At 63.8% G+C, this 25290-nt stretch carries 24 protein-coding genes and 1 pseudogene; 9 read left to right on the forward strand and 16 right to left on the reverse strand.

Annotated elements, in window-relative coordinates; all coding sequences use genetic code 11:
• Positions 1-99 precede the first annotated feature (99 nt).
• The 7 genes and pseudogenes from scpA to VGN68_RS04855 form a co-directional block, all read right to left on the reverse strand.
• Positions 100-2247 (reverse strand): methylmalonyl-CoA mutase, encoded by a 2148-nt coding sequence (gene scpA, locus VGN68_RS04825; protein WP_327474407.1) that lies wholly within the window; start codon positions 2245-2247, stop codon positions 100-102.
• Positions 2248-2432: 185 nt separating this feature from the next.
• Positions 2433-2873, reverse strand: a complete 441-nt coding sequence (gene mce / locus VGN68_RS04830; protein WP_327474408.1) for a methylmalonyl-CoA epimerase — start codon at positions 2871-2873, stop codon at positions 2433-2435.
• Positions 2870-3073, reverse strand: coding sequence for a hypothetical protein (locus VGN68_RS04835; protein ID WP_327474409.1), 204 nt, complete (start codon positions 3071-3073; stop codon positions 2870-2872). Before VGN68_RS04835 ends, mce begins: the two co-directional genes overlap by 4 nt.
• 5 nt (positions 3074-3078) lie before the next feature.
• Entirely contained in the window at positions 3079-3351 is a 273-nt protein-coding gene (locus VGN68_RS04840) for a hypothetical protein (RefSeq protein WP_327474411.1), read from the reverse strand.
• 41 nt (positions 3352-3392) lie between these two features.
• Positions 3393-3503, reverse strand: a pseudogene (locus VGN68_RS04845) (methylmalonyl-CoA epimerase); the annotation flags it as partial.
• On the reverse strand, positions 3500-3856 hold the full coding sequence (locus VGN68_RS04850; RefSeq protein WP_327474413.1) for a contact-dependent growth inhibition system immunity protein: 357 nt from the start codon (positions 3854-3856) through the stop codon (positions 3500-3502). The pseudogene VGN68_RS04845 and the gene VGN68_RS04850, both read right to left, overlap by 4 nt.
• Positions 3853-5385, reverse strand: a complete 1533-nt coding sequence (locus VGN68_RS04855) for an acyl-CoA carboxylase subunit beta (protein WP_327474415.1) — start codon at positions 5383-5385, stop codon at positions 3853-3855. Before VGN68_RS04855 ends, VGN68_RS04850 begins: the two co-directional genes overlap by 4 nt.
• A gap of 263 nt (positions 5386-5648) precedes the next feature.
• On the opposite strand from VGN68_RS04855, the gene VGN68_RS04860 reads away from it, so the two are divergent.
• Positions 5649-7058, forward strand: coding sequence for a helix-turn-helix domain-containing protein (locus VGN68_RS04860; RefSeq protein ID WP_327474417.1), 1410 nt, complete (start codon positions 5649-5651; stop codon positions 7056-7058).
• A 123-nt stretch (positions 7059-7181) separates the two neighbouring features.
• Here the strand turns inward: VGN68_RS04860 and gor are convergent, their stop codons facing one another.
• Positions 7182-8528 carry a glutathione-disulfide reductase gene (gene gor, locus VGN68_RS04865; RefSeq protein WP_327474419.1) on the reverse strand — a complete coding sequence of 449 codons (1347 nt, stop codon included), beginning with the start codon at positions 8526-8528 and terminating at the stop codon, positions 7182-7184.
• 109 nt (positions 8529-8637) lie between these two features.
• On the reverse strand, positions 8638-10143 hold the full coding sequence (gene pgi / locus VGN68_RS04870) for a glucose-6-phosphate isomerase (protein WP_327474421.1): 1506 nt from the start codon (positions 10141-10143) through the stop codon (positions 8638-8640).
• A 279-nt stretch (positions 10144-10422) separates the two neighbouring features.
• Here pgi and lepB point away from each other — a divergent pair, with 279 nt between their 5' ends.
• The 4 genes from lepB to VGN68_RS04890 all read left to right on the forward strand — a co-directional run bounded on the left by lepB (position 10423) and on the right by VGN68_RS04890 (position 13428).
• Positions 10423-11241, forward strand: a complete 819-nt coding sequence (gene lepB, locus VGN68_RS04875) for a signal peptidase I (protein WP_327474476.1) — start codon at positions 10423-10425, stop codon at positions 11239-11241.
• Complete coding sequence (rnc, locus tag VGN68_RS04880; RefSeq protein ID WP_327474423.1) at positions 11238-11918, forward strand: ribonuclease III; 681 nt, start codon at positions 11238-11240, stop codon at positions 11916-11918. The genes lepB and rnc overlap by 4 nt, the downstream gene beginning before the upstream one ends.
• Positions 11915-12808, forward strand: coding sequence for a GTPase Era (gene era, locus VGN68_RS04885; RefSeq protein ID WP_327474425.1), 894 nt, complete (start codon positions 11915-11917; stop codon positions 12806-12808). Before rnc ends, era begins: the two co-directional genes overlap by 4 nt.
• 182 nt (positions 12809-12990) lie before the next feature.
• Positions 12991-13428 (forward strand): hypothetical protein, encoded by a 438-nt coding sequence (locus VGN68_RS04890; RefSeq protein WP_327474427.1) that lies wholly within the window; start codon positions 12991-12993, stop codon positions 13426-13428.
• Position 13429: 1 nt separating this feature from the next.
• On the opposite strand, the gene VGN68_RS04895 is transcribed toward VGN68_RS04890, so the two are convergent.
• The 6 genes from VGN68_RS04895 to plsY form a co-directional block, all read right to left on the reverse strand.
• Positions 13430-14554 carry a lipase family protein gene (locus VGN68_RS04895; RefSeq protein WP_327474429.1) on the reverse strand — a complete coding sequence of 375 codons (1125 nt, stop codon included), beginning with the start codon at positions 14552-14554 and terminating at the stop codon, positions 13430-13432.
• Positions 14555-14692: 138 nt separating this feature from the next.
• Positions 14693-17245: a type I DNA topoisomerase gene (topA, locus tag VGN68_RS04900; RefSeq protein WP_327474431.1), complete on the reverse strand. Its 2553-nt coding sequence runs from the start codon at positions 17243-17245 to the stop codon at positions 14693-14695.
• Positions 17246-17311: 66 nt separating this feature from the next.
• Entirely contained in the window at positions 17312-17917 is a 606-nt protein-coding gene (locus VGN68_RS04905; RefSeq protein WP_327474433.1) for a hypothetical protein, read from the reverse strand.
• Positions 17918-18079: 162 nt separating this feature from the next.
• A complete protein-coding gene (locus VGN68_RS04910; RefSeq protein ID WP_327474435.1) occupies positions 18080-19711 on the reverse strand; it encodes a vWA domain-containing protein in 1632 nt (543 codons plus the stop codon).
• 114 nt (positions 19712-19825) lie between these two features.
• Positions 19826-20911 carry a DNA-processing protein DprA gene (gene dprA, locus VGN68_RS04915; RefSeq protein ID WP_327474437.1) on the reverse strand — a complete coding sequence of 362 codons (1086 nt, stop codon included), beginning with the start codon at positions 20909-20911 and terminating at the stop codon, positions 19826-19828.
• Positions 20908-21510: a glycerol-3-phosphate 1-O-acyltransferase PlsY gene (gene plsY / locus VGN68_RS04920; protein WP_327474439.1), complete on the reverse strand. Its 603-nt coding sequence runs from the start codon at positions 21508-21510 to the stop codon at positions 20908-20910. The genes dprA and plsY overlap by 4 nt, the downstream gene beginning before the upstream one ends.
• On the opposite strand from plsY, the gene VGN68_RS04925 reads away from it, so the two are divergent.
• On the forward strand, positions 21485-21742 hold the full coding sequence (locus tag VGN68_RS04925; RefSeq protein WP_327474441.1) for a hypothetical protein: 258 nt from the start codon (positions 21485-21487) through the stop codon (positions 21740-21742). The two genes, plsY and VGN68_RS04925, sit on opposite strands and share 26 nt — an antisense overlap.
• 38 nt (positions 21743-21780) lie before the next feature.
• The gene (murI, locus tag VGN68_RS04930; protein WP_327474443.1) at positions 21781-22584 is read left to right on the forward strand and encodes a glutamate racemase; all 804 of its coding nucleotides are present in this window, start codon (positions 21781-21783) and stop codon (positions 22582-22584) included.
• A 4-nt stretch (positions 22585-22588) separates the two neighbouring features.
• Here murI and VGN68_RS04935 read toward each other — a convergent pair whose 3' ends face one another.
• A complete protein-coding gene (locus VGN68_RS04935) occupies positions 22589-23113 on the reverse strand; it encodes a hypothetical protein (protein ID WP_327474445.1) in 525 nt (174 codons plus the stop codon).
• 216 nt (positions 23114-23329) lie between these two features.
• Here VGN68_RS04935 and hemA point away from each other — a divergent pair, with 216 nt between their 5' ends.
• Complete coding sequence (gene hemA, locus VGN68_RS04940) at positions 23330-24550, forward strand: 5-aminolevulinate synthase (protein WP_327474447.1); 1221 nt, start codon at positions 23330-23332, stop codon at positions 24548-24550.
• Positions 24547-25236 carry a nitroreductase family protein gene (locus tag VGN68_RS04945; protein ID WP_327474449.1) on the forward strand — a complete coding sequence of 230 codons (690 nt, stop codon included), beginning with the start codon at positions 24547-24549 and terminating at the stop codon, positions 25234-25236. Before hemA ends, VGN68_RS04945 begins: the two co-directional genes overlap by 4 nt.
• Positions 25237-25290 lie beyond the last annotated feature (54 nt).

Raw genomic sequence — 25290 nt, forward strand, 5'->3', positions numbered from 1 at the left:
TAGTCGCAGCGGGGTGGGCATTTCGGGTGCCGGAGCTCACTTCGCTCGCGCCCACCCCTAACCCCTCCCGCAAGCGGGAGGGGGACTGAATTTCATTATTCACGCAGCTTCTCCAATCGGCGGCATATTATGCCCCAGCAAGCGCAGCACATCGGCAGCGCATTCGACAACATTCGATCCCGGCCCGTAAATCCCCTGCACCCCGGCATCGCGCAGGAAATCATAGTCCTGCGGCGGGATCACCCCGCCCGCGATCACCTTGATGTCGGTGCGCCCGGCCTCGCGCAGCTTGTGGATAAGTTCGGGGATAAGTGTCTTGTGCCCCGCCGCCAGGCTCGACGCCCCGACAACGTCGACCCCGCTGTCGAGCGCCAGCACCACCGTCTCGTCGGGGGTCTGGAACAGCGGTCCCGACACGATGTCGAACCCCATGTCGCCGAACGCCGACGCGATGACGTTGGCGCCGCGGTCGTGTCCGTCCTGTCCCATCTTGGCTACCAGCAGCTTGGGTTTGCGGCCGAGTCGCCGCGTGACCGCCTCGACCCCGTCGAGCACCTGCGCCCAGCGCGCGTCGCCCTCATAGGGCGCGGCATAGACGCCCTTCACCGGGGTCGGCTGGGTGGCATAACGGTCGAAGCTTTCCTCCATCGCCGACGAAATCTCACCGAGCGTCGCGCGCGCGCGGGCAGCTTCGACAGCAAGCGCGAGCAGGTTGTTCTCGATGCTCGACGGTTTCGCCGCGCCATCGCGCAGCGCGGTCAGCGCCGCCTGACACGCTGCCTCGTCACGCTCGGCCTTGGTTTTCTTGATTCGCGCGATCTGCCCCTCGCGCACCTTGGCATTATCGACCTCGAGGGTTTCGAGCAGATCCTCGTCCTTCAGGCGATATTTGTTCACCCCCACGATCACGTCGTCGCCGCGATCGACCCGCGCCTGCCGCGCTGCGGCGGCGGTTTCGATCATCGCCTTGGGCCAGCCCGCCGCGACCGCCTTCGCCATGCCACCTTCGGCCTGGACACGGTCGATGATCTCCTGCGCCTTGTCGACCAGCTCCTGCGTCAGCGCCTCGACATAATAGGAGCCGCCGAGCGGATCGACGACCTTGGTCATCCCCGTCTCTTCCTGGATCACGATCTGGGTGTTGCGCGCGATGCGGGCGGAAAAATCGGTGGGTAGCGCAATCGCCTCGTCGAGCGCGTTGGTGTGCAGCGACTGGGTGCCGCCCAGCATCGCCGCCATCGCTTCGATCGTCGTGCGCATCACATTGTTGTACGGATCCTGCTCGGTCAGCGACACGCCCGACGTCTGGCAATGCGTGCGCAGCATCTTCGATCGCTCATCCTGCGCGCCCAATGTGGTCATCGCGCGGTGCCACAGCACCCGCGCCGCGCGCAGCTTGGCGATTTCCATGAAGAAATTCATGCCGATCGCGAAAAAGAAGCTCAGTCGCCCGGCGAACTTGTCGATGTCGAGGCCGGATGCCACGCCATACTTCACATATTCCATGCCGTCGGCGATGGTGAAGGCCAGCTCCTGCACCTGCGTCGCGCCGGCTTCCTGCATATGATAGCCGGAGATCGAAATGCTGTTGAACTTGGGCATCTCGCGCGACGTGTAGCCAAAGATGTCGCTGATGATCCGCATCGAGGGTTCGGGCGGGTAGATGTACGTGTTGCGAACCATGAACTCTTTCAGAATGTCGTTCTGGATCGTGCCGTCGAGCAGCTTGCGATCGACCCCCTGCTCCTCGCCCGCGACGATGAAGAAGGCCAGGATCGGGATCACTGCGCCGTTCATCGTCATCGACACCGACATCTGGTCGAGCGGGATGCCGTCGAACAGGATCTTCATATCCTCGACACTGTCGATCGCGACCCCCGCCTTGCCGACGTCGCCGGTGACGCGCGGATGGTCGCTGTCGTAGCCGCGGTGGGTGGCGAGGTCGAAGGCGACGCTGAGGCCTTTCTGTCCCGCGGCGAGGTTGCGGCGATAGAAGGCGTTCGATTCCTCGGCGGTCGAAAAGCCCGCATATTGACGGATCGTCCACGGCCGCCCGGCATACATCGACGCGCGCACGCCGCGGGTGAAGGGCGCGAAGCCGGGCAGGCCGGGGTCGGTGCGAACGTCCTCGGCCGTGTAGAGCGGCTTGACGGCAATCCCCTCGGGCGTGTGCCACGTGAGGTCTTTGCCTTTCACCTCTTTGGCGGCGGCTTCAGCCCATTGGTCGAGGGTCGGTTTGTCGGTCATAATTCAATTCCTAATCCCCTCTCCCCTTGCGGGAGAGGGTTGCGAAGACTTGGCGGCTTTGCCGCCTAGTCGTAGCTGGGAGAGGGGTCGCGAGCCGCAGGCTCGCCAACCAACCCCTCTCCAAGTTCCGGTAGGGGACAAGTCCCCAACCTCCACTTTCCTCCCCCGCAAGGGGGGAGGAGCAACTAATGCGCCCCCTTCGGCGTCTCCATAATCTCGGTCAGCACCCCGCCCATATCCTTGGGATGCAGAAAGAATATCAGCGTCCCATGCGCCCCGATCCTTGGGCTCCCCAGCACGCGCTTGCCCAGCGCCTCGAACGCGGCCTTGGCCGCATGAATATCGGGCACCTCGTAACAGACATGATGCTGCCCCCCCGCCGGGTTCTTCTCCAGAAACCCCGCGATCGAGGTGTTGCCGGGCAGCGGCTCGATCAGCTCGATCTGGGTTCCGTTCAGCGCCCCATCGGCACCCGGCGTATCGACAAAACACACCCTCACCCCCTGCTCGGGCAGGTCGAACGGCTCGTGAATGTCCGTCGCGCCCATCACGTCGCGGTAAAAGACGATGCTGTCGGCGATCGACGGCGTCGCAACGCCGATGTGGTTGAGGCGGCCTAGTTTCATCCTTCGATCCTTGGTTGGTTGTCACCGCGGCCCGACATTTCAATCATCGTTTCGATCCGAAGCACGCGTTTATCGAGCGAATGCACCTTTTCCGTCAGGCTGCGCAGATCGTCGGCGGAGCGAGACATATCCGAGCGAAGGCCCTCGATCCGCTCTTCCAGGAGCATGACATTCTTTAGCGCCGCAAAGGCGTCGCTCATTGCGCTCATTTTCTTGCCCCCATTTCACGGAGCATCCGATCCACTTCCTCGTGCGTGTCGCGCATTTTGCGGCTCATTTCGTCGAGCGCGGCCTCCATTTTGGGGATAGCTTTGTTCACTTCCGCAACGAGCGCGGCCAATTCTGCTTCCTCGTCGTCAGACGGCTGATCGATATAGCGCGCCGCGGCTTCTCGCAGGACATTGCCGACCGACTGGCCGCGGGCTTTGGCAAAGGCTTCAAGCTGCGCCTTGTGCTCGGCGCTGGTCAGATAGGTCACACGTTCGGTTTGCATGGTCGACTCCTTCACATTATAAGGTCATTATAATGTGAAGACAGGGTCGCCGCAACCAGCACATCGCGGTAAAAAACAATGCTGTCGGCGATCGACGGTGTTGCAACGCCGATGTGGTTGAGGCGGCCTAGTTTCATGGCTTCCAGTGCTCCACTTCCTTGCGGATCGACACGATGAGCTTATCGTAGATCATGTTCATAAAATGACGCCCGGCCTCGGGGCTCTCGAAAAGAATGTTGACGCCCAGCCCATCGTTGATCGCCGATCGAGGATCGTATTGTGAGCCTTCGACCGCGTTCCAATCGCGCCACTGCCGCACAATCGACCGACGCGCTTCAAGGGCGTAATCTCCAATCGCACGATCGATCGCCGCTTCTGGCGAGGCGTCAAAATGATTCCAGTCCTCGTGCAAATAGCATTCGAGAAACTGCCGAAGTTCAGGCCAATTTTCTTGCGCCTTTAGACGGCGCTCACGAATTTCTCTGCTCATAGCGGAATATTGTCATGCTTCTTCCACGGGTTCTCCAGCTGCTTGTTCCGCAGCTTCCGCAGCCCCAGCGCAATCCGCTTGCGCGTATTGTGCGGGTGAATAACCTCATCGATATACCCCCGCGACGCCGCCACAAACGGGTTAGCGAAGCGGTCTTCATATTCCTTCGTCCGTTGCGCGATCTTCTCCGGGTCGCCGATGTCGCTGCGGAAGATGATCTCGACCGCGCCTTTCGCGCCCATCACCGCGATCTCGGCGGTCGGCCAGGCATAGTTGAGATCGCCGCGCAAATGCTTTGACGCCATCACGTCATAGGCGCCGCCATAGGCCTTGCGCGTGATCACCGTGATCTTGGGCACTGTCGCCTCGGCATAAGCAAACAGCAGCTTCGCGCCATGCTTGATGATGCCGTTAAATTCCTGCGCGGTGCCGGGCAGGAAGCCGGGGACGTCGACGAAGGTGATGATCGGGATTTCGAACGCGTCGCAGAAACGCACGAAGCGCGCCGCCTTCTTCGACGAATTGATGTCGAGCACCCCCGCGAGCACCAAAGGCTGGTTCGCGACAATGCCGATCGTCCGCCCCTCGATGCGTCCGAAGCCGCAGATGATGTTGCCCGCATGCGCCGGCTGCACCTCGAAGAAATCGCCCTCATCGACCGTCTTCCGGATCAGCTCGTGCATGTCATAGGGCTGGCTCGCATTGGGCGGGATCAGCGTGTCGAGGCTGGGTTCGGCGCGGTCGAAGGGGTCGCTCGTCGGGCGCACCGGCACCCCGCTGCGGTTGTTTTCGGGCAGATAGTCGAAGAAATCGCGCGTCGCGAGCAGCGCCTCGATATCATTTTCGAACGCGATGTCGGCGACCGAGCTTTTGGTCGTGTGGGTGATCGCGCCGCCGAGTTCTTCCTGCGTCACCACCTCGTTGGTCACCGTCTTGACCACATCGGGGCCGGTGACGAACATATAGCTGCTGTCCTTCACCATGAAGATGAAGTCGGTCATCGCGGGCGAGTAAACCGCTCCGCCCGCGCACGGCCCCATGATCAGGCTGATCTGCGGCACCACCCCCGACGCCAGCACGTTGCGCTGGAACACCTCGGCATAGCCGCCCAGCGACGCGACGCCCTCCTGAATGCGCGCGCCGCCGCTGTCGTTGATCCCGATGATCGGCGCGCCGACCTTCATCGCATTGTCCATGACCTTCATCATCTTCTGCGCGTGGCGCTCGGACAGCGACCCGCCGAAAACGGTAAAATCCTGGCTGAAGACATAGACAAGGCGTCCGTTGATCGTCCCCGATCCGGTGACGATCCCGTCGCCGGGGATGATCTGGTCCTGCATCCCGAAATCGGTGCAATTATGTTCGACATAGGTGTCGAGTTCTTCGAACGATCCCTCATCGAGCAGCACATCGAGCCGTTCGCGCGCGGTCAGCTTGCCCTTGCTATGCTGCGCATCGATGCGCTTCTGCCCGCCGCCCAAGGCAGCGGCGGAGCGGCGGCGTTCCATTTCGGCGATATTGGCGGACATTCAGCTCTCCCGGCGCAGTTCAAAGCGTCATTTGCCTGTTTAGGGTCGCGCAAGCAAATGCGAATTTGCAAAGTTGCAAAGTGATAGTTTGCAAACTACGACTGTTCTCTCCCCTTGAGGGAGAGAAAGACTTGGCTTGGCAGCTTGCTGCCTAGCAAGTCTTTTGAGGGGGTCTGGCGTTCGGGCCCTCACCAACTCCGGCTAGGCGGCTTCGCCGCCAAGCCTTGATATCCTCTTCCTCAAGGGGAGAGGAGGAGAAGCGCATGTCCCGCAACCGCATCTTCGCAGGCGCGCGCCTCAAAACCCTCCGCCAGGATCGCGGCATCAAGCAGGCTGACTTCGCCGCCGCGCTCGCTATCTCGACCTCCTACCTCAGCCAGATCGAGCATGACGACCGCCCGCTGACCCCCGCCCTCCTCGACCGCCTGCAAAAGCTGTTCCCGCTCGAATGGGAAGAAGTCGCGGCCGACGCGGGCGACCGCCGTGCAGGCGCACTGCGCGAAGCCGCCGCCGATCCCTTGTTTGCGGCCTACCCCCTGCCCCCCGAACAGCTGGAACGCGCCGCGCTGCAACAGCCGCGGCTCGCCGACCAGTTCATCACGCTCCACGCCGCCTATCGCCGTGCCGGACAGCGGCTCCAGATCATCGACGAGGCGCTGACCGGCGGCACCGCCGAGGGCAGCCGCCTGCCGTGGGAAGAAGTGCGCGACTGGTTCCACGATGCGGGCAATTATGTCGACAGCATTGACCGCGCCGCCGAGACGCTGGCGGGGCAATTGCGCGGCAAAGACCCTTCGCCTTCCATCGAGACGATCGAACGGCGGCTTCGCGATGCCCTCGGCATTTCGATCGTATACACCCAGACGCAAAGCCTGCGCGATTTCGACGCGACGATGCGCCATCTGGTGATCGACCCGTCGCAGCCCGCCGAAAGCCGCCGCTTCCAGCTGGCGCACCAGCTCGCCGCGCTCGCCTTGGCGCGCGAGATCGCGGCGGTCGTCGAAGCATCGCCGCTGCGCACCGCCGCCGCACGCCAACTCCTCCACGTCGGCCTCGCCAATTACGCCGCGGGCGCGGTGCTCATGCCCTACGCCCCGTTCCGCGACAGCGCGCGCACGGTGCGCCATGACATCGACCGGCTGCGGATGGACTATGGCGTCAGCTTCGAACAGGCGTGCCACCGCCTCTCGACCCTCCAGCGCCCCGGCGCGCGCGGCATTCCGATGTTCTTCTGCCGCGTCGACATGGCGGGCAACATCACCAAGCGGCACAGTGCGACGCGGTTGCAGTTCGCACGCTTCGGCGGCGCCTGCCCGTTGTGGATCGTCCACGAGGCCGCGGCGATCCCCGACCGCATATTGTTCCAGCTCGCGGAGACCCCCGACGGGCTGCGCTATGTGTCGATGGCAAAAGGGCTGGTGAAACCGTCGGGCAGCTATGCGCGCAGCCCGCGCCGCTATGCCGTCGCCTTGGGGTGCGAGGCGCAATATGCGGGGGATTTCGTCTATGCCGACGGCGTCGATGTCACCGCGCCGCAAGCGGCAACGCGCATCGGCCTGTCGTGCCGCATCTGCCCGCGCGACGATTGCGATCAGCGCGCCTTCCCGCCGAGCGATCGGCCGATTTTGGTCGATCCCGATCGGCGCGATGTGGTGCCGTACCGGATTGGGTGACGACGCGAAGGCCGCCCCAAAGTCCGTTCGTGTCGAGCGAAGTCGAGACACGTGACGTCGTGCGCGAACTCGGCGTGTCTCGACTTCGCTCGACACGAACGGGAAAAAACAGTCTGCGATAGACTATTTGAGCAACACCAGCTCTTCGGCCATGCTCGGATGCAAAGCCACCGTCGCGTCGAAATCGGCCTTGGTCAGCCCCGCCTTCACCGCAACCGCCGCCGCCTGCAAAATCTCCGGCGCATCAGGCCCGATCATGTGCAACCCGACGACCTGATCGGTCGCTTCGTTGACGATCATCTTGTACAATGCGCGCTCGTTGCGGCCCGCGAGGACGTTTTTCATCGCACGGAAATCGCTCGTGTACACGCGGACGGTACCCAGCTTGTTGCGCGCCTCGGCCTCGGTCATCCCGACCGCGCCGATCGGCGGGTGGCTGAACACCGCACTCGGGACATTAGCGTAATCGACCACGGTCGGCTTGCCGCCGAACACGCTGTCGGCAAAGGCCTGCCCCTCGCGGATGGCGACGGGGGTCAGCTGGATGCGGTTGGTGACATCGCCGACGGCATAGATGCTCGGCACCGACGACTGGTTGGTCTCGTCAACCTTGATCGCGCCTTCCTTGTCGAGTTCGACTCCGATGTCTTCTAGCCCCAGCCCCTTGGTATTCGGAACTCGGCCCGCCGCGACGAGCACGATGTCGGCGTCGATCGGGTCGGTGTTGCCCAAATGGACGGTCAACGAACCGTCTTCCTTCCTCTCGATCGACTCGAACGGCGCGTTGAAGCGGAATTCGATGCCCTTGGTCATCGAAATCTGCAGCAGCCGGTCGCGGATCTGCTCATCATAGCCGCGCAGGATCGTGTCGCCGCGATTGACGATCGTCACCTTGCTGCCGAATTCGTTGAAGATGCCAGCGAACTCGTTGGCGATATAGCCGCCGCCCGCGATCACGACGCGCTCTGGCAGCTTGTCGAGATGGAACACTTCGTTCGAGGTGATCGCATGTTCGCTGCCCGGGAATTCGGGGACAAAGGGCCAGCCGCCCGTCGCGATCAGGATGCGTTCGGCGGTGATTTCCTGTCCGTCGGCCAGCCGTACCTTTTGCGGGCCAACAATCGTCGCGCGCGTTTTGAAAAGCGTGACCTTGTGATTTTCCAGCGTCTGACCGTACAGCCCTTCGAGCCGGGTGACCTCTGCCAGCACATTATCACGCAGCCGATCCCAGTCGAATTTGCAGTCGGGGACGTCCCAGCCAAAATGGCGCGCATCCTTCAGATCTTCGGCAAAATGCGCGCCGTAGACGAGCAATTTCTTGGGCACGCAGCCGCGGATGACGCAGGTGCCGCCGACCCGATGCTCCTCTGCCACCGCGACGCGCGCGCCATGCGAAGCGGCGACGCGCGAGGCGCGGACCCCGCCCGACCCGGCACCGATGACAAACAGGTCGAAGTCGAAATTGCTCATTTGGGAGACCCCTGAAATAGAATTGGCTGGCATTCGCAGCCGGCGCCTATGTGGTTACGCGGCGGCGCGATGCCAATCGATTTTTGCCATTACAGACAGTGGCGCGGTCTCATTCGCCCAGCGCCGCCGCCATCAGCGCCTGCGTCGCCGGGTCGAAATCGGCCGTTCCCTCGGCCAACCCCTTCGCCATTTCCTTGCCCAGCTCGACCCCGAACTGGTCGAACGGGTTGATGCCCAGCAGCACCGCATTGGCGAACACGCGATGCTCGTAAAAGGCGATCAGCGCGCCCAGCGCGTGCGGGGTCACCTGATCGAGCAGGATCGTCGTCGACGGACGGTCGCCCGGATAATTGCGCGCGCCGTCGTCGCTCTTGCGTCCGGTCATCAGCGCGGCGCCTTGCGCGATGCAGTTGGCGACCAGCGTTTCATGATGCGCTTCATCGAGGAGATGGTCGGGCTCGCGCGCGACGACAAATTCGACCGGGACCAAGTTCGTCCCCTGATGGAGCAACTGGAACACCGCATGTTGCGCGTCAGTGCCGACCCCGCCCCAGGTGATCGGCGCGCTATGCTGCGGCAGCGGCTTGCCATCGAAGGTCACCGATTTGCCGTTCGATTCCATCTCCAGCTGTTGCAGATAGCTGGGCAACAGCCGCAGCCGCTCGTCATAGGCAAACACCGCGCGCGTCTGGCACCCCAGCCGGTTGGCGTAGAGCTGATCGACAAAGGCCGCGAGCAGGCAGATATTGTCGGCGCCATTAGCGAGCCGGAAATGGCGGTCCATCTCCGCGGCGCCTTCGAGCATATCTTCGAACGCATCCCAGCCGAGCGCCAGCGCGGCAGGAAAGCCGATCGACGACCATAAAGAATAGCGCCCGCCGACGCTCTCGTTGAACGGCAGGATGCGCGTCTCGTCGATGCCCCATTCGATGGCGCGTTCGGGCATTGCGGTGAGCGCGATGAAGCGGCCGAGCGGATCGTCGACTCCCGCCTCATCAAGCCATTGCAGCGCCGAATTGGCGTTCATCAGCGTTTCGGTGGTCGTGAAGGTTTTCGACGCGACCGCGACCAGCGTATGTTCGGGGCTGAACTTGGCGAACACCTCATCAAGCGCGGCGCCATCGACGTTCGACACTACCGCGACATCATAGCGGTTGCTTTGGCGCCCCAGCGCATCGACGAGCAAATCGGGGCCGAGCGCCGATCCTCCGATGCCGATGTGCAGCAGATGGCGAATCTCGCCAAACGCGCCCGCCTCGATCGCATCGATCATCATCCGCATCCGCTGGTGCAGCGCCTGCGCGCGGTGAACCGAGTCGGGCGCGCCATCGCCGCGTTCGGCGCTATGCTCGGCGGCGCGGTTCTCGGTGGGATTGGAGATGCCGCCCGAAAACAGCGTCTTGCGCCGCCCGTCGAAATCCTGCGCTGCGCCGAGGTCCGACAGGATCGCTACCGCCGCGTGATCCAGATGCGTCTTGGCAAAATCGAAGCGGATGTTCGCCACGCTGCGCACCAGCGCCCGCAACTGCGCGTCCGGATCGGCGCTGACCAGATCGGTGATTTTCTGCGGCTGCCAGTGGGCGAGCGCCTGCCAGGCTTGGTCGGCGGTGGTCATCGTAAGGGCTTCCCTCGCTCTCCGTTCGTGTCGAGCGAAGTCGAGACACCCTGAAGCCACGCTCCGCCGATGGGCATCTCGACTTCGCTCGATGCGAACGGGATGAATAATGGCTCAGTCCATAGGTCCGCAGCACTCGTAGCGCCAGCGTCATCCGCCGATATTTGCTTGACGTGGCAACCTATTCATCGCCAATGCCGCGGCATGACCGAAGCCAGCTTTACCGCCGATAACGCACCCGCCAGCCAGCCCGCTCCCTCCGCGCCGACCCCTGCGCCGGTGTCGGCAAAGGAAGAGGCGGTCGACACCATCCGCTTCCTCGCACTGCTAGCGATTGCGGTGCTGATTTTCCGCAGTTTTTTCCTGTCGCCGTTCAACATTCCATCGGAATCGATGCAGCCGCGGCTGCTGATCGGCGACTATCTGCTCGTGAACAAGATGGCCTATGGCTATTCGAAATACAGCCTGCCGTTCAGCGTGCCGCTGATCCCTGGCCGCGTTTTCGCGCGCACGCCCGAACGCGGCGACGTCGCGGTGTTCAAGGCACCGCCGAGCGCCGACAATGATTACATCAAGCGCGTCATCGGTTTGCCGGGCGACAGCGTGCAGGTAAAGGACGGCATCGTCTGGCTCAACGGCAAGCCGCTGAAGCGCGAAGCCATGCCCGATTTCGTCATCCCGGTGACCGCGAACATGGTCGAAGCATCGCGCGCGATGGGCACCCTGCCCTGTTACGCGATGGAATTTGAGGAAGTCGCCGCCGACGGCCAGCGCCAGTGCCGCTACAAGCAATTTCGCGAAACGCTGCCCAGCGGCAAAAGCTACGCGATCCTCGACATCGCCAACATCCCCGAAGACAATACCCCGCTCATCGTCGTCCCCGACGGCCATTTGTTCATGATGGGCGACAACCGCGATCGCAGCGCCGACAGCCGTTTCCCGGCGATGGAAAACCAGGGCATCGGCCTGGTGCCCGAGGAAAATCTGGTCGGCAAGGCGTTGGTCGGCATGTTCTCGACCGACGGATCGGCAAGCTGGATCAACCCGATCAGCTGGTTCACCGCGGCGCGCTGGAGCCGCATCGGGGACGGTTTTTGACGGATAAGCTCGACACCGGGGCGCTCGCCGAAATCCTCGGCAGCACCCCGGACGATCTGACGCTGTACGAACTGGCGCTGACCCACGGCAGCACCGGGCGCGCCGATTACCAGCGGCTGGAGTTTCTGGGCGACCGCGTGCTCGGCCTCGTCATCGCGTCCGAACTTTACACGCGCTATCCGACCGCCAGCGAGGGCGAGATGTCGTCGCGGCTGCATGTGCTGGCGTCGGGCGCGACCTGCGCCGCGATTGCCCAGCGATTGAACCTCACCGACCTGATCCGCTTTGGCGCGCAGGCGCGCAATGACGGTGGCCGTTACAGCGACAATATCGCCGCCGACGCGATCGAGGCGCTGATCGGCGCGCTCTATCTCGATCAAGGTATCGACGCCGCCCGTGCCTTCGTCCTCTCCAATTGGGGCGACATGATCGACGGACAGGCCGAGGCACCCAAGCACCCTAAAGCGGCGCTGCAGGAATGGGCGCTGGCGCGCAAACGCCGCCCGCCCGAATATGAAATCGTAGCACGTGAAGGCCCGGACCATGCGCCGCGCTTTCGTGTCGCGGTCAGCATCGGCAAACTTGCCCGCGCCGAGGCCGAAGGCACCAGCAAACAGGCGGCCGAAAAGGCCGCCGCGACGGCGCTGCTCGCCGAACTCGAAGGAATGAAATTATGACCCACCGCTGCGGATTTGTCGCCGTCGTCGGCGCTCCCAACGCGGGCAAATCGACGATCGTCAACGCGCTCGTTGGGCAGAAGGTCGCGATCGTCAGCCCCAAGGCGCAGACAACGCGCACCCGCCTGATGGGCGTCGCGATGGACGGCGAGACGCAGATCGTGCTGATCGACACCCCCGGCATCTTCGCCCCCACCCGCCGCCTCGACCGCGCGATGGTCGCGGCGGCGTGGAACAGCCTCGACCAGGCCGAAGCCATTCTGGTGATGATCGACGCCGCGGCAAAGCTCGGCGAACGCGCCGAGCGCGTGCTGCAGGGGATCGAGGGACGGCCCGAAAGGAAGTTGCTCGTTCTCAACAAGGTCGATCTGACCCGCAAGGACAAGCTGCTGACGACCGCGACGACGCTCAACGAGCGCGTCAGATTCGACGAAACCTTCTTCGTCTCGGCGAGCACCGGGGACGGCGTTCCTGACCTCAAGGCAACGCTCGCAAAGCTGATGCCCGAAGGGCCGTGGCACTTCCCCGAAGACGAGGTCAGTGACGCCCCCGAACGCATGCTCGCCGCTGAGATCACCCGCGAGCAGCTCTTTCGCCAGCTCCATGAGGAGCTGCCCTACCAGTCGACCGTCGAGACCGAGAAATTCACGACGCGCAAGGACGGCAGCGCCGAAATCCACCAGCAGATCCTGGTCGCGCGCGACAACCAGCGCGCGATCATCCTCGGTCACAAGGGCGAGCGGATCAAGGACATCGGCAGCAAGGCCCGCGCCGAGCTTGCTGAATTGCTGGGACGCCCGGTCCACTTGTTCCTGCACGTGAAGGTCAAGGCGAACTGGGATGAGGATCGCGGCGTCTATCGCGACATGGGGCTTGATTGGGTGGATTGATACTAAAGGGCCACCAAGTGATCGATGTCATATCTGCCGCACGACACGCCTAGTACCACGACGGCACACGCGGCGGATGGAGTGGCTCTATGTTGAGATGGCTTACGTGCTTGTTGCTCATTGCGACAGTGGCCCCATCACCGGCGCGGGCTTGCTCCCTCGCGCCGCCTCCGATCGACGAAATGGTCAGTGAGGTTGCCGCCAAGGGTGTATTGATCAGCGGTGAAATCGTCCGCTCAGTCGATGCTAAGGGTAAGCAACCAGAAGTTATCCGGGCTAGCGAAGTCTTCATTGGAAACCCGGACCAACGGGAATATGTGATCAGTCGTTCCGACCCCGAATATGAGATGCTGCTCGTGCGTCCGAGCATGGGCTGCGGCGCCCGACGCCTCCCGCCCGTAGGCGTTGCGTTTGCACGCATGTTCCTAGTTCCCGTCGAAGGAACTGGAACTCGCAACGCAGGGTGGCGCGTCCACGACTTCCTACCAGTAGAGGACAGCAAAATTCTCGACATGATCGTTGTCGAAGCGCGACAGGCGGGGCGTTTTCAAAGTCGCCCTCCTCCGATCACAAAATATTGGTGGAACGCAAAAGATCCATCATTGCCTTTACCGAAATAGCCTAAATCTGCCGGCAATCGTTCGGCTCTGAGTTGCCGTCGAAGCGGGCGGTGATCCAGCCGATCGTTTCCTGCGCGCTTTCGCGGGCGCTGTTGCCATGGTCGCCGGTCATATCGATCCAGCGAATGCCGGTTCCGCGGCGACACGCGGCTTTCGCAAACTTGCGTGTCACAGATGGCGCGACGATCGTGTCGTTGCGGCTCTGCGCGATCAACAGCGGTCCCGGCACGCGCGCCGCATCAACGCTGTTGCCGCGCGCGAAGCTGCCGAAGGGTTCGATCTTGGCAATATCCTTGTTCTTCGTCGCGCGGACGATGGTCAATATGCCGAGTATTGTGCCTAGCTTGGGCTTCTTGTCGAGGCTGACGCAATTATTCTGCGCCAGCCGGGTGATGATGCCTTGGTTGGTGCGGTTTGCGACGCCGTCCATCGAGAAACCGTAGAGGGTCGACCAGCTATGCAGCGTGAAGGACAGCAGCAACGCGCGGGCATTCTTGTCGCTACCCTCGCGCAGATTGGCGGCGAGGTCAGTGGGCGGCGCCGCCGCGGCGGTGGCGACGAGGGTCAGGTCGGGGGCGTAGGATCGCGCGGCAGTCGCGGTCCACAGCGCGGCATGCCCGCCCTGCGATTCGCCCCACACGGCAAAGTCGCTGCCCGCCGCAGCACCCGAAATCTCGCGCGCCGCCCGCACCCCGTCGAGCACGGAATGCGCGGTATCAGGACCGACAAGGAACGGGTGCATCGTCGGGCTGGCGAGACCGACATAGTCGGGCGCGACGACAACATAGCCGCGGCTGACTGCATCGATCCCGGCGGTTGCGGAGAAGAAATTCGGGCTGAGCGACGGCGCACATTTTTCGGCGACACCCCACGCACCGTGGGTCCAGGCAATGACGCGGCGCGGACGCGGCGGGATCGCCTCACGCGGCGCAGCAACGATGCCGGTTACGGCAAGCGGCTGACCATATTGGTTGGTGGTCCAATAGCGAACGCGCCACGCTTGCACTCCGGCTGGCGTGTCGACGATCGGTTCGGCCGAGATCAGGCGGCCCGCCTGCTGCGCCGCGGCTGGTTGCGACACCGCTGAGGAGATGGTGAGCAGGACGGCGGCAAGCAAGTAGCGCATGGCATGTCTCCCCGGATGCGTCATGCTATCACGTCCACCCCGCCTCGTCATCCCGGCGCAGGCCGGGATCTCACCCTCGCTTCATAATGCACCGGTGAGATCCCGGCCCGCGCCGGGATGACGATATTTGTCGGCGGTCTATTCCGTCGCCGCGGCCTTCTTCGCCGGAGCTTTCTTCTTCGCCGCAGCCTTCTTCGGCGCCGCCTTCTTCGGCGCCGCCTTCTTCTTCCCCTTCGCCGGTCCCTTCGCGGCGCGCGCATCGATCAATGCGATCGCTTCTTCCAGCGTCAAGGCGGCGGGCTCCATCGACTTGGGCAGCGTGGCATTGGTCGTACCGTCGGTGACATAAGGGCCAAAGCGCCCCTCCATCAGCTTCATCTCACCGCCGCTGGTCGGATGCGGGCCGAAGGTGTTGAGCGGCTCGGCCTTGGTCCGCCCGCGCCCGCCACCCGCCGCCGCTTCCGCGATACGGACAACCGCGGCGTTCATGCCAATGTCAAAGATTTCGGCGGTGCCCGTCAGCTTCGCATATTTGCCGTCGTGGAGCAGATAGGGACCGTAACGCCCCAGCCCCGCCATGATCACCTTACCGCTTTCGGGATGCGTCCCGACCTCGCGCGGCAGGCTGAGCAGCCGCAGCGCATAGTCGAGGTTGAAATCCTCCACAGGAATGTCCTTGGGGATCGACGAGCGTTTCGCCTCCTTGCCGTCACCGAGCTGGATGTACGGCCCGAAGCGGCCGCTGCGCTTGGTGACTTCCAGCCCGCTGTCGGGATCATTACCCATCGTCTCGGGGCCGGTGTCGGCGCCGTCGCTGCCGCCGGGCTGCGCAAATTTGCGCGTATATTTGCAGTCGGGATAATTGCTGCACGCGATGAACGGCCCGAATTTGCCGCCGCGCAGCGCCAGCTTGCCGGTGCCGCAATTGGGGCAGATGCGCGGGTCGCTGCCGTCGCCCTTGTCCGGGAAGAGATAGGGGCCGAGAAATATGTCGAGTTCCGCGGTGATCTCCGACGGCTTTTGCTCCATCACCTCGCCGGTGCGCGGTTTGAAATCGCGCCAGAAACGCTCAAGCACCGCCTGCCACTGCGCGCGGCCGCCCGACACATCGTCAAGCTCTTCCTCAAGCCCGGCGGTATATTCATATTGCACATAGCGGGTGAAGAAGCGTTCAAGGAAAGCGGTGAGTAGCCTCCCGCTTTCCTCGGGCATGAACCGGTTCTTCTCGACCGTCACATATTCGCGGTCCTTCAGCACCTGAAGAATCGACGCATAGGTCGACGGGCGCCCGATGCCGAGCTCTTCCATCTTTTTGACCAAGCTTGCTTCCGAATAGCGCGGCGGCGGCTGCGTTTCGTGGCTTTCGGTCTCGACGCCGGTCTTGGCTGGCGCGTCCCCCTTGGCCATCGAGGGCAGCAGGCGCGCGTCCTCGTCCTCGCTGTCGTCTCGGCCTTCGTCATAGAGCGCGAGGAAGCCGGGGAATTTGATCACCTGACCCGTCGCGCGCAGCATCGTCTTGCCGGTGCCGTCGGTCAGGTCGATGCTGGTGCGCTCAAGCCGTGCCGACGCCATCTGGCTCGCCATCGCGCGCTTCCAGATCAGCTCGTACAGCCGCGCATGGTCGCCGCCGCCGACCTTGTCCTTCGAAAAATCGGTCGGACGGATCGCCTCATGCGCTTCCTGCGCATTCTTGGCCTTGGTCTGATATTGCCGCGGCTGATCGGGAACATAGCCGCCGTCGTAGCGGTTCGCGATTGCTTTCCGCGCCGCGCTGATCGCGCTGCCGTCCATCTGGACGCCGTCGGTCCGCATGTACGTAATCGCGCCGTCTTCATACAGACCCTGCGCGATCCGCATCGTGTGGCTGGCCGAGAAGCCGAGCTTGCGTGCCGCTTCCTGCTGTAGGGTCGAGGTCGTGAACGGCGGCGGCGGGTTACGCGTCAGCGGCTTGGTCTCGACCACATCGACAGTGAAATGGCCCGCTTTTACATCGGCCTCGGCAGCGCGTGCATCGGCTTCGTTGGTGATCGTCAGCCGTTCGATCTTGTCGCCGCGCCAGCGCGCGAGCCGCGCCTTGAACGGCGTTCCCGACATTTCGAACAGCCCGGTGATCGACCAATATTGCTGCGCAACAAAAGCCTCGATCTCGCGCTCGCGCTCGACGATCATGCGCAGCGTCACCGACTGGACGCGCCCGGCCGATTTGGCACCGGGCAGCTTGCGCCAAAGCACCGGCGACAAGGTAAAGCCGACCAGATAATCGAGCGCGCGGCGGGCGCGATAGGCGTCGATCAGATCCTCGTCGAGCGCGCGCGGTGCCGCCATCGCGGTCAGCACCGCATCCTTGGTAATCGCGTTGAACGTCACCCGATCAACCGATGCCGGCAACGCCTTTTTGCTGCGCAGCAATTCCTGCACATGCCAACTGATCGCCTCGCCCTCGCGATCAGGGTCGGTCGCGAGGATCAGGCGGTCAGCGCCCTTGGCGGCGTCCTGGATTTCCTTCATCCGCTTCGCCTTGTCGGGGTACAGCAGCCACTGCATCGCAAAGCCGTCGTCGGGATCGACCGATCCATCCTTGGGCGGCAGGTCGCGGACATGGCCATAGGAGGCGAGCACCTTGAAATCGCGCCCCAGATATTTCTCGATCGTCTTCGCCTTTGCGGGCGATTCCACAATTACCAACTGCATGAAAAACCTTAGTCCTTGCTGTCCCTTACGTACGTACGCGTGAGGGTGGCGTCGCCGCGCGCCGCGTCAACCGAAAATTTCTTGCAAGGCGGGAGCGGGTTGTTCGATGTTCAGCAACAGGCTCACCGCTGCCAGATAGCCACCCACGATCCCCGCCGCTGCGACAAGGTTGGTCGCGAGCAACCATCCAAACCCATATTCGGCGACGAGCGCCGGAGCCACCTCCCCCACCACCAGTGGCGCGACAGACAGCACGCCAAGGATCAAACCGACGCCCAGCGCCGCAGGCCAGTGAGCCGCCAGCATATCCCAGCTCTGCCGCATCGCAGCCCGGCGCCCACCGCCATCACGCACCAGCAGCGCGCTCGCGAGGTACCACCGCGCAAAAACGTAGAACCCCGGCAAGATGAAAAGGACGAGCCCCAGCACCACTCCAAGCCCGATCAACAGACCCTGCAAATAGACGCTCAACGAATTGACGACCGGCAGGGCGGGCGTAACCCCGACCTGTTCAAAGGCTTCCCGGGTAATCCACACCTGAACGAATGTGATCAAAATGCCATAGACGATCAGGACGAAACTTGCCGCGTCGCCCATCCGCTCAAAGGCAACGTCCGAAGCAACCCCTGCGACGGCGGTCGCCAGCCAGCCGACCAGGACAGTGCCCGGCATGGCGGCCGCCGTATCCCAGCTTCGTCGCAGAGTCGGACCCAGCAGGCTCGCATCAATTTGCATGGATCGATATCCCCCCTCGCATGCCTGTGTGCGAGGGTGGCGGGCGTGCCGTCCTTCCGTCAAGAGATTATCGGAACGACCGCCATCAGGATCAAACCGTCACCCCGCCTGCCATTTGAAGTCGGCGGGCAGGACGCATTTTCCCGCATCATATTTGCCGACGCTGCGGATGATTTCCTGGTCCTCGGGCTCGATGCGGCGGCCACTGATCTGGCTGTCGATCACGCGGCGCACCAGCGCGTCGAGCTTCGTGACCAGATAACAATCGATCGCCGGCGGCGCATGCGGATTGCCAACGCCGCTGTCGTCGGTCAAGAACAGGTAGCGCGACTGGGTTGCCGCCGCCATCGCCCGCATTGCATATTCGGCCTTGTCGGCCACCCCCGATGCCGCAACCGGGGTGATGTGGATGCGTTTGGCGCGCGCCGCCTCTGCGGCTTGCCAAGTCCGCCCGAACTTGTCGTCATGCGGCGGCGCGTCGGCCACCAGCAACAGCGACTTTACCGCGTCGGGACGCCAATCCTGCCCAACCGCCCGGATCATCGCCTGATCCATTGCCTCGGGATAATCGCCGCCGCCGTTGGCGCTCTGGCGTGCGAGCGCGCCTTGCACCCGCCCGATATCACGATCGAACGCGACCGTGCGCGTGACATATTCGTCGCCCAGATCGCGGTAGAAGACGAAGCCGATGCGAATGTCGAGATCGCGGTGCTTGGCGGTGATCGCGCTGATGATCGAGCGCAGTTCAGACTGCAAATAGTTGATCTCGTCACCCATGCTGCCCGTCGTATCGACGACGAGCATCAGGTCCAGCTTGCTGACCTTGATGGCCCCCTGATTGGCGGTGAGGCCGACCAGTTGGCCACCCGCCGCATTGGCGACCAGCACTGGGCGGGCATCGGCAATCGTCCGCCCCGCCTTGCGCGCGGTTACGGTAATCCGTTCGCTAAGTCGGTCAAGCCCCGGAAAGAATACCGCGCTGCCGTCAGCCTGCGTCGCCATGGTGATGCTGTTGCCATCGCTGCACGTCACGACGACGTCGGCAAAGGGGATCGGCTGGCCATTGCGGTCGGCAACCTTCACCGTCACCACCCTTGTTGTATCGACGCGCGGCAGGCTGCGCACCTCCTGCCCCAAGTCGCCGCTGCGGTTCACATAGGCGGCGTACAACTCGGGATTGAGCAGATCGTCATGCTCGCCCGCGGTCAGGATACCCGACTGGGGTTGCGGTCGCGGCCTTGGATCCGGGCGTCGCGGCGGCAAAACGCGGGCGTCAGACGACCCCGGCACCGGTGGGGCCGCCGACCGTTCTGAGTCCGACAATGCGGTCGTTGGCTCTGCTCTTGGCAACTCTGATGTCGAAGACCCAATTCGCGAACCAGTGACGACCACGTCCGCGGTGCCGCTCGCATCGACATAGACGGGAGGCGTCATGACCGGTGGCGGTGGCGCTGGAGGCGGCGGCGGCGGCGGCGGCGGTGGCGGTGCGGGTTCGGATGCCATGGCAACGGCCTCACGATCACGCTTTCCGCCGCCCTCGGTTTTCGCGCCACGGTCCCATTGCTGCTGTTGCGGCTGAACTTCAGGTTCAAGGCGCGGCAGCGGATCGGCGGTGCGGCAGAAGCCCTGACCCGCAACCGACCTGGCGTGCGCCGTTGGAAAGGGCATCGGCCCGGGCGCGGACGCCAGCACCGCGACCATCGTCACGCTTGTCATCAACCGGCTTCGCATCATCTCACTCCCGCGATGTAACACAATATCATCAAACTGAAGCTCGACCGCTGAACCGTGGCTGAACCGCGATGAACGGTTGGATCGCCAATGGTTGGGGCGCTATGCGCGGCGTCACACGAGAGAAATCTTGGCTCCGGCATGGCGTTCGACACGTCCGGCGAGTTCGAGTTCGAGCAGGACGAGTTGGACGATTGCCGCCGCCTGTCCCGATTGCCGCACCAGTTCATCAACAGCCACAGGGGTCGGACCGAGCAGGTCGATCACGCGTCGTCGGTCGCCGTCGCCCGCATCGGCACTGGTGGGCGCCGCCGCATAGCTGCGCGCCGGTTCGCGCACCATCCGTGTATCGATCGGCCCCACCGCCTCGATCACGTCATCGACGGTCTGGATCAAAGTCGCGCCCTCGCGGATCAGCAGGTTGCAGCCCTGCGCGCGCGGGTCGAGCGGCGAGCCCGGCACCGCCATCACCTCGCGCCCATAATCGCCAGCGCGGCGCGCGGTGATCAGCGATCCGGAGCGCGGCGCCGCCTCGATCACCACGGTGCCCTGCGCCAGCCCGGCGATGATCCGGTTGCGCGACGGAAAATGACGCGCCAGCGGTTCGCTGCCCGGTGGCTGTTCGGCGATGAGCAGCTGGTCGGTCGCGATCTTTTCCTGCAGCGTGGCATTTTCGGGCGGAAAGGCGATATCGATGCCGCTGGCGATGACTCCCACGGTCGATCCGCCGAGCGCGCCGATATGTGCGGCGGTGTCGACCCCACGCGCCAGCCCGCTGACCACCGTGACGTCGCGCGCCACGAGATCGGCGGCCAACTGGCGTGCGAACCGGCACGCGATCGCAGAGGCATTGCGCGCGCCGACGATCGCGACGCACGGGCGGCGCAGCATCGTGGCGTCGCCGCGTACGATGATCACCGGCGGCGCTCCCTCGACCTCGCGCAGCAGCGGCGAATAATCGGCGTCGTCACTGAAAATGTGCCGTGCGCCAAGCTCGGCTGCGCGGGCCAACTCACGCTCCGCCAGTTCGACCGGCGCAATCCGCACCTTCCCCGCGCCACCGCGCAGTACAAGGTCGGGGAGCGCGTCGAGCGCTGCCTCGCCCGACCCGAAGCGCTGCATAAGCTGGTGCCAACTGACCGGGCCGACATGCGGGGTGCGGATCAGCCTCAGCCGTGCCAGCCGCTCGGCGTGGGTCACGCAACGTCTTTCTTGCCGCCAATCCGCGGCTCGGTCCCGGCGCGCAGCCGCGCTATATTCTCGCGGTGCCGCCACAGCACGATGACTGCGAGCCCCGTGAGACCGATCGCATAGACCGGATAGCCGAGCGCCAGCGCTGCGATCGGCGTCGCGACTGAGCCGAGCATCCCGCCCAAGGACGAAATCCGCAGCAGCAGCACCACGCCGATCCATACTGCGGCAAAGATCAGGCCGATCGGCCAGGCGAGCGCGAGCGCGAGGCCGAGCAAAGTCGCCACCCCCTTGCCGCCGCGGAATTTCAGCCACACCGGATAGCAATGGCCGATCATCCCCGCCGCGCCTGCGATCATTGCGGCTTGATCGCCCAACTCGGGCACAAAATGCCGCGCCAGCAGCACCGCCACCGCGCCTTTCGCGCCATCGAGGATCAGCGTCGCCGCCGCCAGCCCCTTGCGCCCGGTGCGCAGCACATTGGTGGCGCCGATATTGCCCGACCCGATCTGGCGCAGGTCACCCGCGCCGAAAAGCCGGGTCAGGATGACGCCAAAGGGGATCGAGCCAAGCAGATAGCCCATGGCGATCAGCAATAAATTCGTCATGGTGATCCTTGCTCCGTTCGCCGCGATACTGGCGAAGTTGGCGGTCGCAATCAACGGATTCGATGGCGGTGATCGCCAAAATGGACAAACAAGCATGGGTGACCGATCGCATGGGGCCACTTCATCCCATAACGCCGTCATTGCGAGCGAAGCGAAGCAATCCAGAGCAGTTTACGCCAAATCTAGATTGCTTCGCTTCGCTCGCAATGACGATCCCTGGGTCACGACGTGACGATTGAGCCACGCCGTCCCCACTGCTACTCGCCGCGCATGAGCCCCGCCCCCGACGCCCCCATCCTGTTTTTCGACTCCGGCCTCGGCGGCCTTACCGTCCTCGGCCCCACCCGCGCGCTGCTGCCGACCGCGCCGATCGTCTATGCCGCCGACTATGCCGGGCTGCCCTATGGCCAGAAAAGCGAGGCAGAGCTCGCGGCGCGCGTCCCGGCGCTGCTCGGCCGCCTCGTCGAGCGCTACCAGCCGCGGCTCGCCGTCATCGCCTGCAACACCGCCTCGACGATCGCGCTCGCGCATGTTCGCGCCGCGCTCGACCTGCCGATCGTCGGCACTGTCCCCGCGATCAAGCCCGCCGCGCAGCTCACCAGAAGCGGCGTTATCGGGGTGCTCGGGACCGAGGCGACGGTGCGTCAGCCCTATGTCGACGACCTCAGCGCGCGCTTCGCGGGCGGCAAGACCGTGCTGCGCCACGGTAGCCCCGGTCTGGTCACCGGCGCCGAGGCCAAGCTGCGCGGCGAGCCGGTCGATTCCGCGGTGATTGCGCGCGCCATCGCCGGCCTGCGCGATCAACCGGGCGGCGACGCGATCGACGTCATCGTTCTCGCCTGCACGCATTTCCCATTGTTGGCCGACGAATTACAGGCCGCGGCGGGTCCGAGCGTGACCCTGATCGATGGCGCCGAGGGCATTGCGCGGCGGATCGCCGACCTGACGCAGGGTCAGTCATGGCCTGCGTCCGCCACGGCGGGCTTGGCCGTCTTCACGCGCAGCATAGACCGACCGCCACCGCCGCTCGCCACCTTGGCGCCCTATGGCATCGACCGGATCGAAACGATCTGACGCATCATTCGCGCCCCGCGGCGCAGGCGGCCAACCAGGCGCGATCGTCAGGCTGCGGCCCTTGCGCGCCCAAGCTGCGAACGCGCGGCATCCCCATGCCGGACGTCACGCCCTGACAACTGGCGGGCGCATCGCTGGACGTGCTGAACAATCGGCCGCGGCACTGGAAAAGTCTATCATCCGACGAGCCCCATCCGATCTTCGCTGCATCGCGCGGCGCGCGGCCCGTGCAATAGGTGTCCGTTTCCGATCCGGGATCGCCGCAGATTTTTTCGATGCGTGCAACACCGGTCTTCACCGTGCCGACAAACCGCTGCTCGTAATAGGCGTTCGTCGCAAAATAGCGCTGAACACCGCAAACTCGGGCGCCGCGCTGCGCCAGCAGTTTGTACGAGCATATCTCCGCCCCGCGATAGGTTTCGCAGGACATCCACGCACCGTCGAATGGAGCGGGAGCCGACGCCGGAGCAGGTACCGACAGCGATATTCCAGCGGCGATTGACGATATGACCATAGTCGAGAGGCGCATTTTGACCTTGCTCCTTTTTTGCGCTTGTTGGTTCGCGGCTTAGCCGCCCGCGGTCAATATACCGGTGCATTTGATCACACTGATCGATGCAATGACTTGCGAATCGTTCGCACTGGATTTCAGCCTAAATCACGGTTATTGGCCCGCCTGTTAACAGCCGTCCGGAACGAGCGGCAAACATGCCTGGATTTGGCACCTGGATTGCGGGGCTGGAACGTGAATTATAACGATATCTTCGCTCGCGCGATCGACCGACTGCACGAAGAAGGGCGCTATCGCGTCTTTATCGACATCCTGCGCAATCGCGGCTCGTTCCCCAACGCACGCTGCTTTGCCGGCCATAACGGCCCCAAACCGATCACCGTCTGGTGCTCGAACGACTATCTTGCGATGGGCCAGCACCCCAAGGTCGTCGAGGCGATGGAATATGCGTTGCACGACGTCGGCGCCGGTTCGGGCGGCACCCGCAATATCGGCGGCAACACCCATTATCACATCGACCTTGAGCATGAGCTCGCCGATCTGCACGGCAAGGACGGCGCGCTGCTGTTCACCTCGGGCTACATCTCGAACGAGGCAACGCTCGGCACGCTCGGCAAATTGCTACCGAACTGCATCATATATTCGGACGAGCTCAACCACGCCTCGATGATCGCGGGCATCCGCAACTCGGGCTGCGAAAAGCGCGTGTGGCGCCACAACGACCTCGCGCATCTCGAAGAATTGATGGCGCAGGACGATCCCGAAGCGGCGAAGCTGATCGCGTTCGAAAGCGTCTATTCGATGGACGGCGATGTCGCCCCGATCCACGCGATCTGCGACCTCGCCGACAAGTACAACGCCCTCACCTATTGCGACGAAGTTCATGCCGTCGGCATGTACGGCCCGCGCGGCGGCGGCATCACCGACCGCGACGAAGCCGCCGACCGCGTGACGATCATCGAAGGTACGCTGGGCAAGGCGTTCGGCGTGATGGGCGGCTATATCGCCGCCGACAAGAATATCATCGACGTCATCCGCAGCTATGCGCCGGGCTTCATCTTCACCACCAGCCTTTCGCCGGTGCTCGTCGCCGGGGTGCTCGCCAGCGTCCGCCACCTGAAAAGCTCGAGCGTCGAGCGCGAGGCGCAGCAGGCCAATGCCGCCTACCTCAAGGCCCGTTTCCGCGACGCCGGTCTGCCCGTAATGGATTCGACGACGCACATCGTGCCGCTGATGGTCGGCGACCCGGTGCGCGCGAAGAAGATCAGCGACATCTTGCTCGCCGAATATGGCGTCTATGTGCAGCCGATCAATTTCCCGACCGTGCCGCGCGGCACTGAACGCCTGCGCTTCACACCCGGCCCGGCACATGACGAGGCTATGATGCGCGAGCTCACCGACGCGCTTGTCGAAATCTGGGGCCGGTTGGAGCTGGGGCTGGCGAAAGCCGCGTGAACGAGGCAATCGGTTTTGACGATGTGGTATTGGGGCGCCGCTCGATCCGCGGCTTCCTTGACAAGCCTGTCCCCAAGGACCTGATCGCCGAGATTATCGAGGTCGCGATGCGCGCGCCCTCATCCTACAACAATCAGTGCTGGAATTTTTCGGTCGTCACCGGCGCCCCGCTCGACGCGATCCGCCGCGGCAACACCGAAGGCATTTTAGCTGGCAAACCCGACAGCCGCGAATTTCGGACATTCAACGTCGTCCCCGACGAACATCGCGGTCGCCAGATCGAGGTCGCCAAACAATTGTTTGGCGCGATGGGGATCGAACGCGACGACAAGGACGGGCGGCAGGACTGGGTGCTGCGCGGCTTTCGCCAGTTCGACGCACCGGTCAGCATCGTCGTCACCTACGACCGCGTCCTGCTCGGCAGCGACATCGCACCCTTCGATTGCGGCGCGGTCACCAACGCGCTTGTCAACGCCGCTTGGTCGCGCGGGCTGGGCTGCGTCATCAACAGCCAGGGCATCATGCAAAGCCCGGTGGTGCGCAAGCATGCGAAAATTCCCGACGATCAGGTGATCATGATCTGCGTCGCGATGGGCTGGCCCGACGAGAATTTTCCTGCCAACGCGGTGGTGTCGAACCGCAAGAGCGTCGCCGATGCCGCACGCTTCGTGGGGTTTGAGGACTGATCTAATCAGTTGCCGGCAATGCGGCCCGTCCAGGGAGGGAAAGGACGGACCGCA

Origin of the sequence: Sphingopyxis sp., from assembly GCF_035998965.1 — a bacterium.
Taxonomy (GTDB): domain Bacteria; phylum Pseudomonadota; class Alphaproteobacteria; order Sphingomonadales; family Sphingomonadaceae; genus Sphingopyxis.

Excerpts from the sequence above, each read along its gene's own strand:
- scpA (WP_327474407.1), bottom strand. The coding sequence starts at position 2,247 with ATGACCGACAAACCGACCCTCGACCAATGGGCTGAAGCCGCCGCCAAA.
- VGN68_RS04850 (WP_327474413.1), bottom strand. The coding sequence starts at position 3,856 with ATGAGCAGAGAAATTCGTGAGCGCCGTCTAAAGGCGCAAGAAAATTGG.
- gor (WP_327474419.1), bottom strand. The coding sequence starts at position 8,528 with ATGAGCAATTTCGACTTCGACCTGTTTGTCATCGGTGCCGGGTCGGGC.
- VGN68_RS04925 (WP_327474441.1), top strand. The coding sequence starts at position 21,485 with ATGGCGATCAGCAATAAATTCGTCATGGTGATCCTTGCTCCGTTCGCC.
- VGN68_RS04935 (WP_327474445.1), bottom strand. The coding sequence starts at position 23,113 with ATGCGCCTCTCGACTATGGTCATATCGTCAATCGCCGCTGGAATATCG.
- mce (WP_327474408.1), bottom strand. The coding sequence starts at position 2,873 with ATGAAACTAGGCCGCCTCAACCACATCGGCGTTGCGACGCCGTCGATC.
- VGN68_RS04860 (WP_327474417.1), top strand. The coding sequence starts at position 5,649 with ATGTCCCGCAACCGCATCTTCGCAGGCGCGCGCCTCAAAACCCTCCGC.
- topA (WP_327474431.1), bottom strand. The coding sequence starts at position 17,245 with ATGCAGTTGGTAATTGTGGAATCGCCCGCAAAGGCGAAGACGATCGAG.
- era (WP_327474425.1), top strand. The coding sequence starts at position 11,915 with ATGACCCACCGCTGCGGATTTGTCGCCGTCGTCGGCGCTCCCAACGCG.
- pgi (WP_327474421.1), bottom strand. The coding sequence starts at position 10,143 with ATGACCACCGCCGACCAAGCCTGGCAGGCGCTCGCCCACTGGCAGCCG.
- VGN68_RS04855 (WP_327474415.1), bottom strand. The coding sequence starts at position 5,385 with ATGTCCGCCAATATCGCCGAAATGGAACGCCGCCGCTCCGCCGCTGCC.
- plsY (WP_327474439.1), bottom strand. The coding sequence starts at position 21,510 with ATGACGAATTTATTGCTGATCGCCATGGGCTATCTGCTTGGCTCGATC.
- VGN68_RS04910 (WP_327474435.1), bottom strand. The coding sequence starts at position 19,711 with ATGCGAAGCCGGTTGATGACAAGCGTGACGATGGTCGCGGTGCTGGCG.
- VGN68_RS04890 (WP_327474427.1), top strand. The coding sequence starts at position 12,991 with ATGGTCAGTGAGGTTGCCGCCAAGGGTGTATTGATCAGCGGTGAAATC.
- VGN68_RS04835 (WP_327474409.1), bottom strand. The coding sequence starts at position 3,073 with ATGAGCGACGCCTTTGCGGCGCTAAAGAATGTCATGCTCCTGGAAGAG.
- VGN68_RS04905 (WP_327474433.1), bottom strand. The coding sequence starts at position 17,917 with ATGCCGGGCACTGTCCTGGTCGGCTGGCTGGCGACCGCCGTCGCAGGG.
- murI (WP_327474443.1), top strand. The coding sequence starts at position 21,781 with ATGAGCCCCGCCCCCGACGCCCCCATCCTGTTTTTCGACTCCGGCCTC.
- VGN68_RS04895 (WP_327474429.1), bottom strand. The coding sequence starts at position 14,554 with ATGCGCTACTTGCTTGCCGCCGTCCTGCTCACCATCTCCTCAGCGGTG.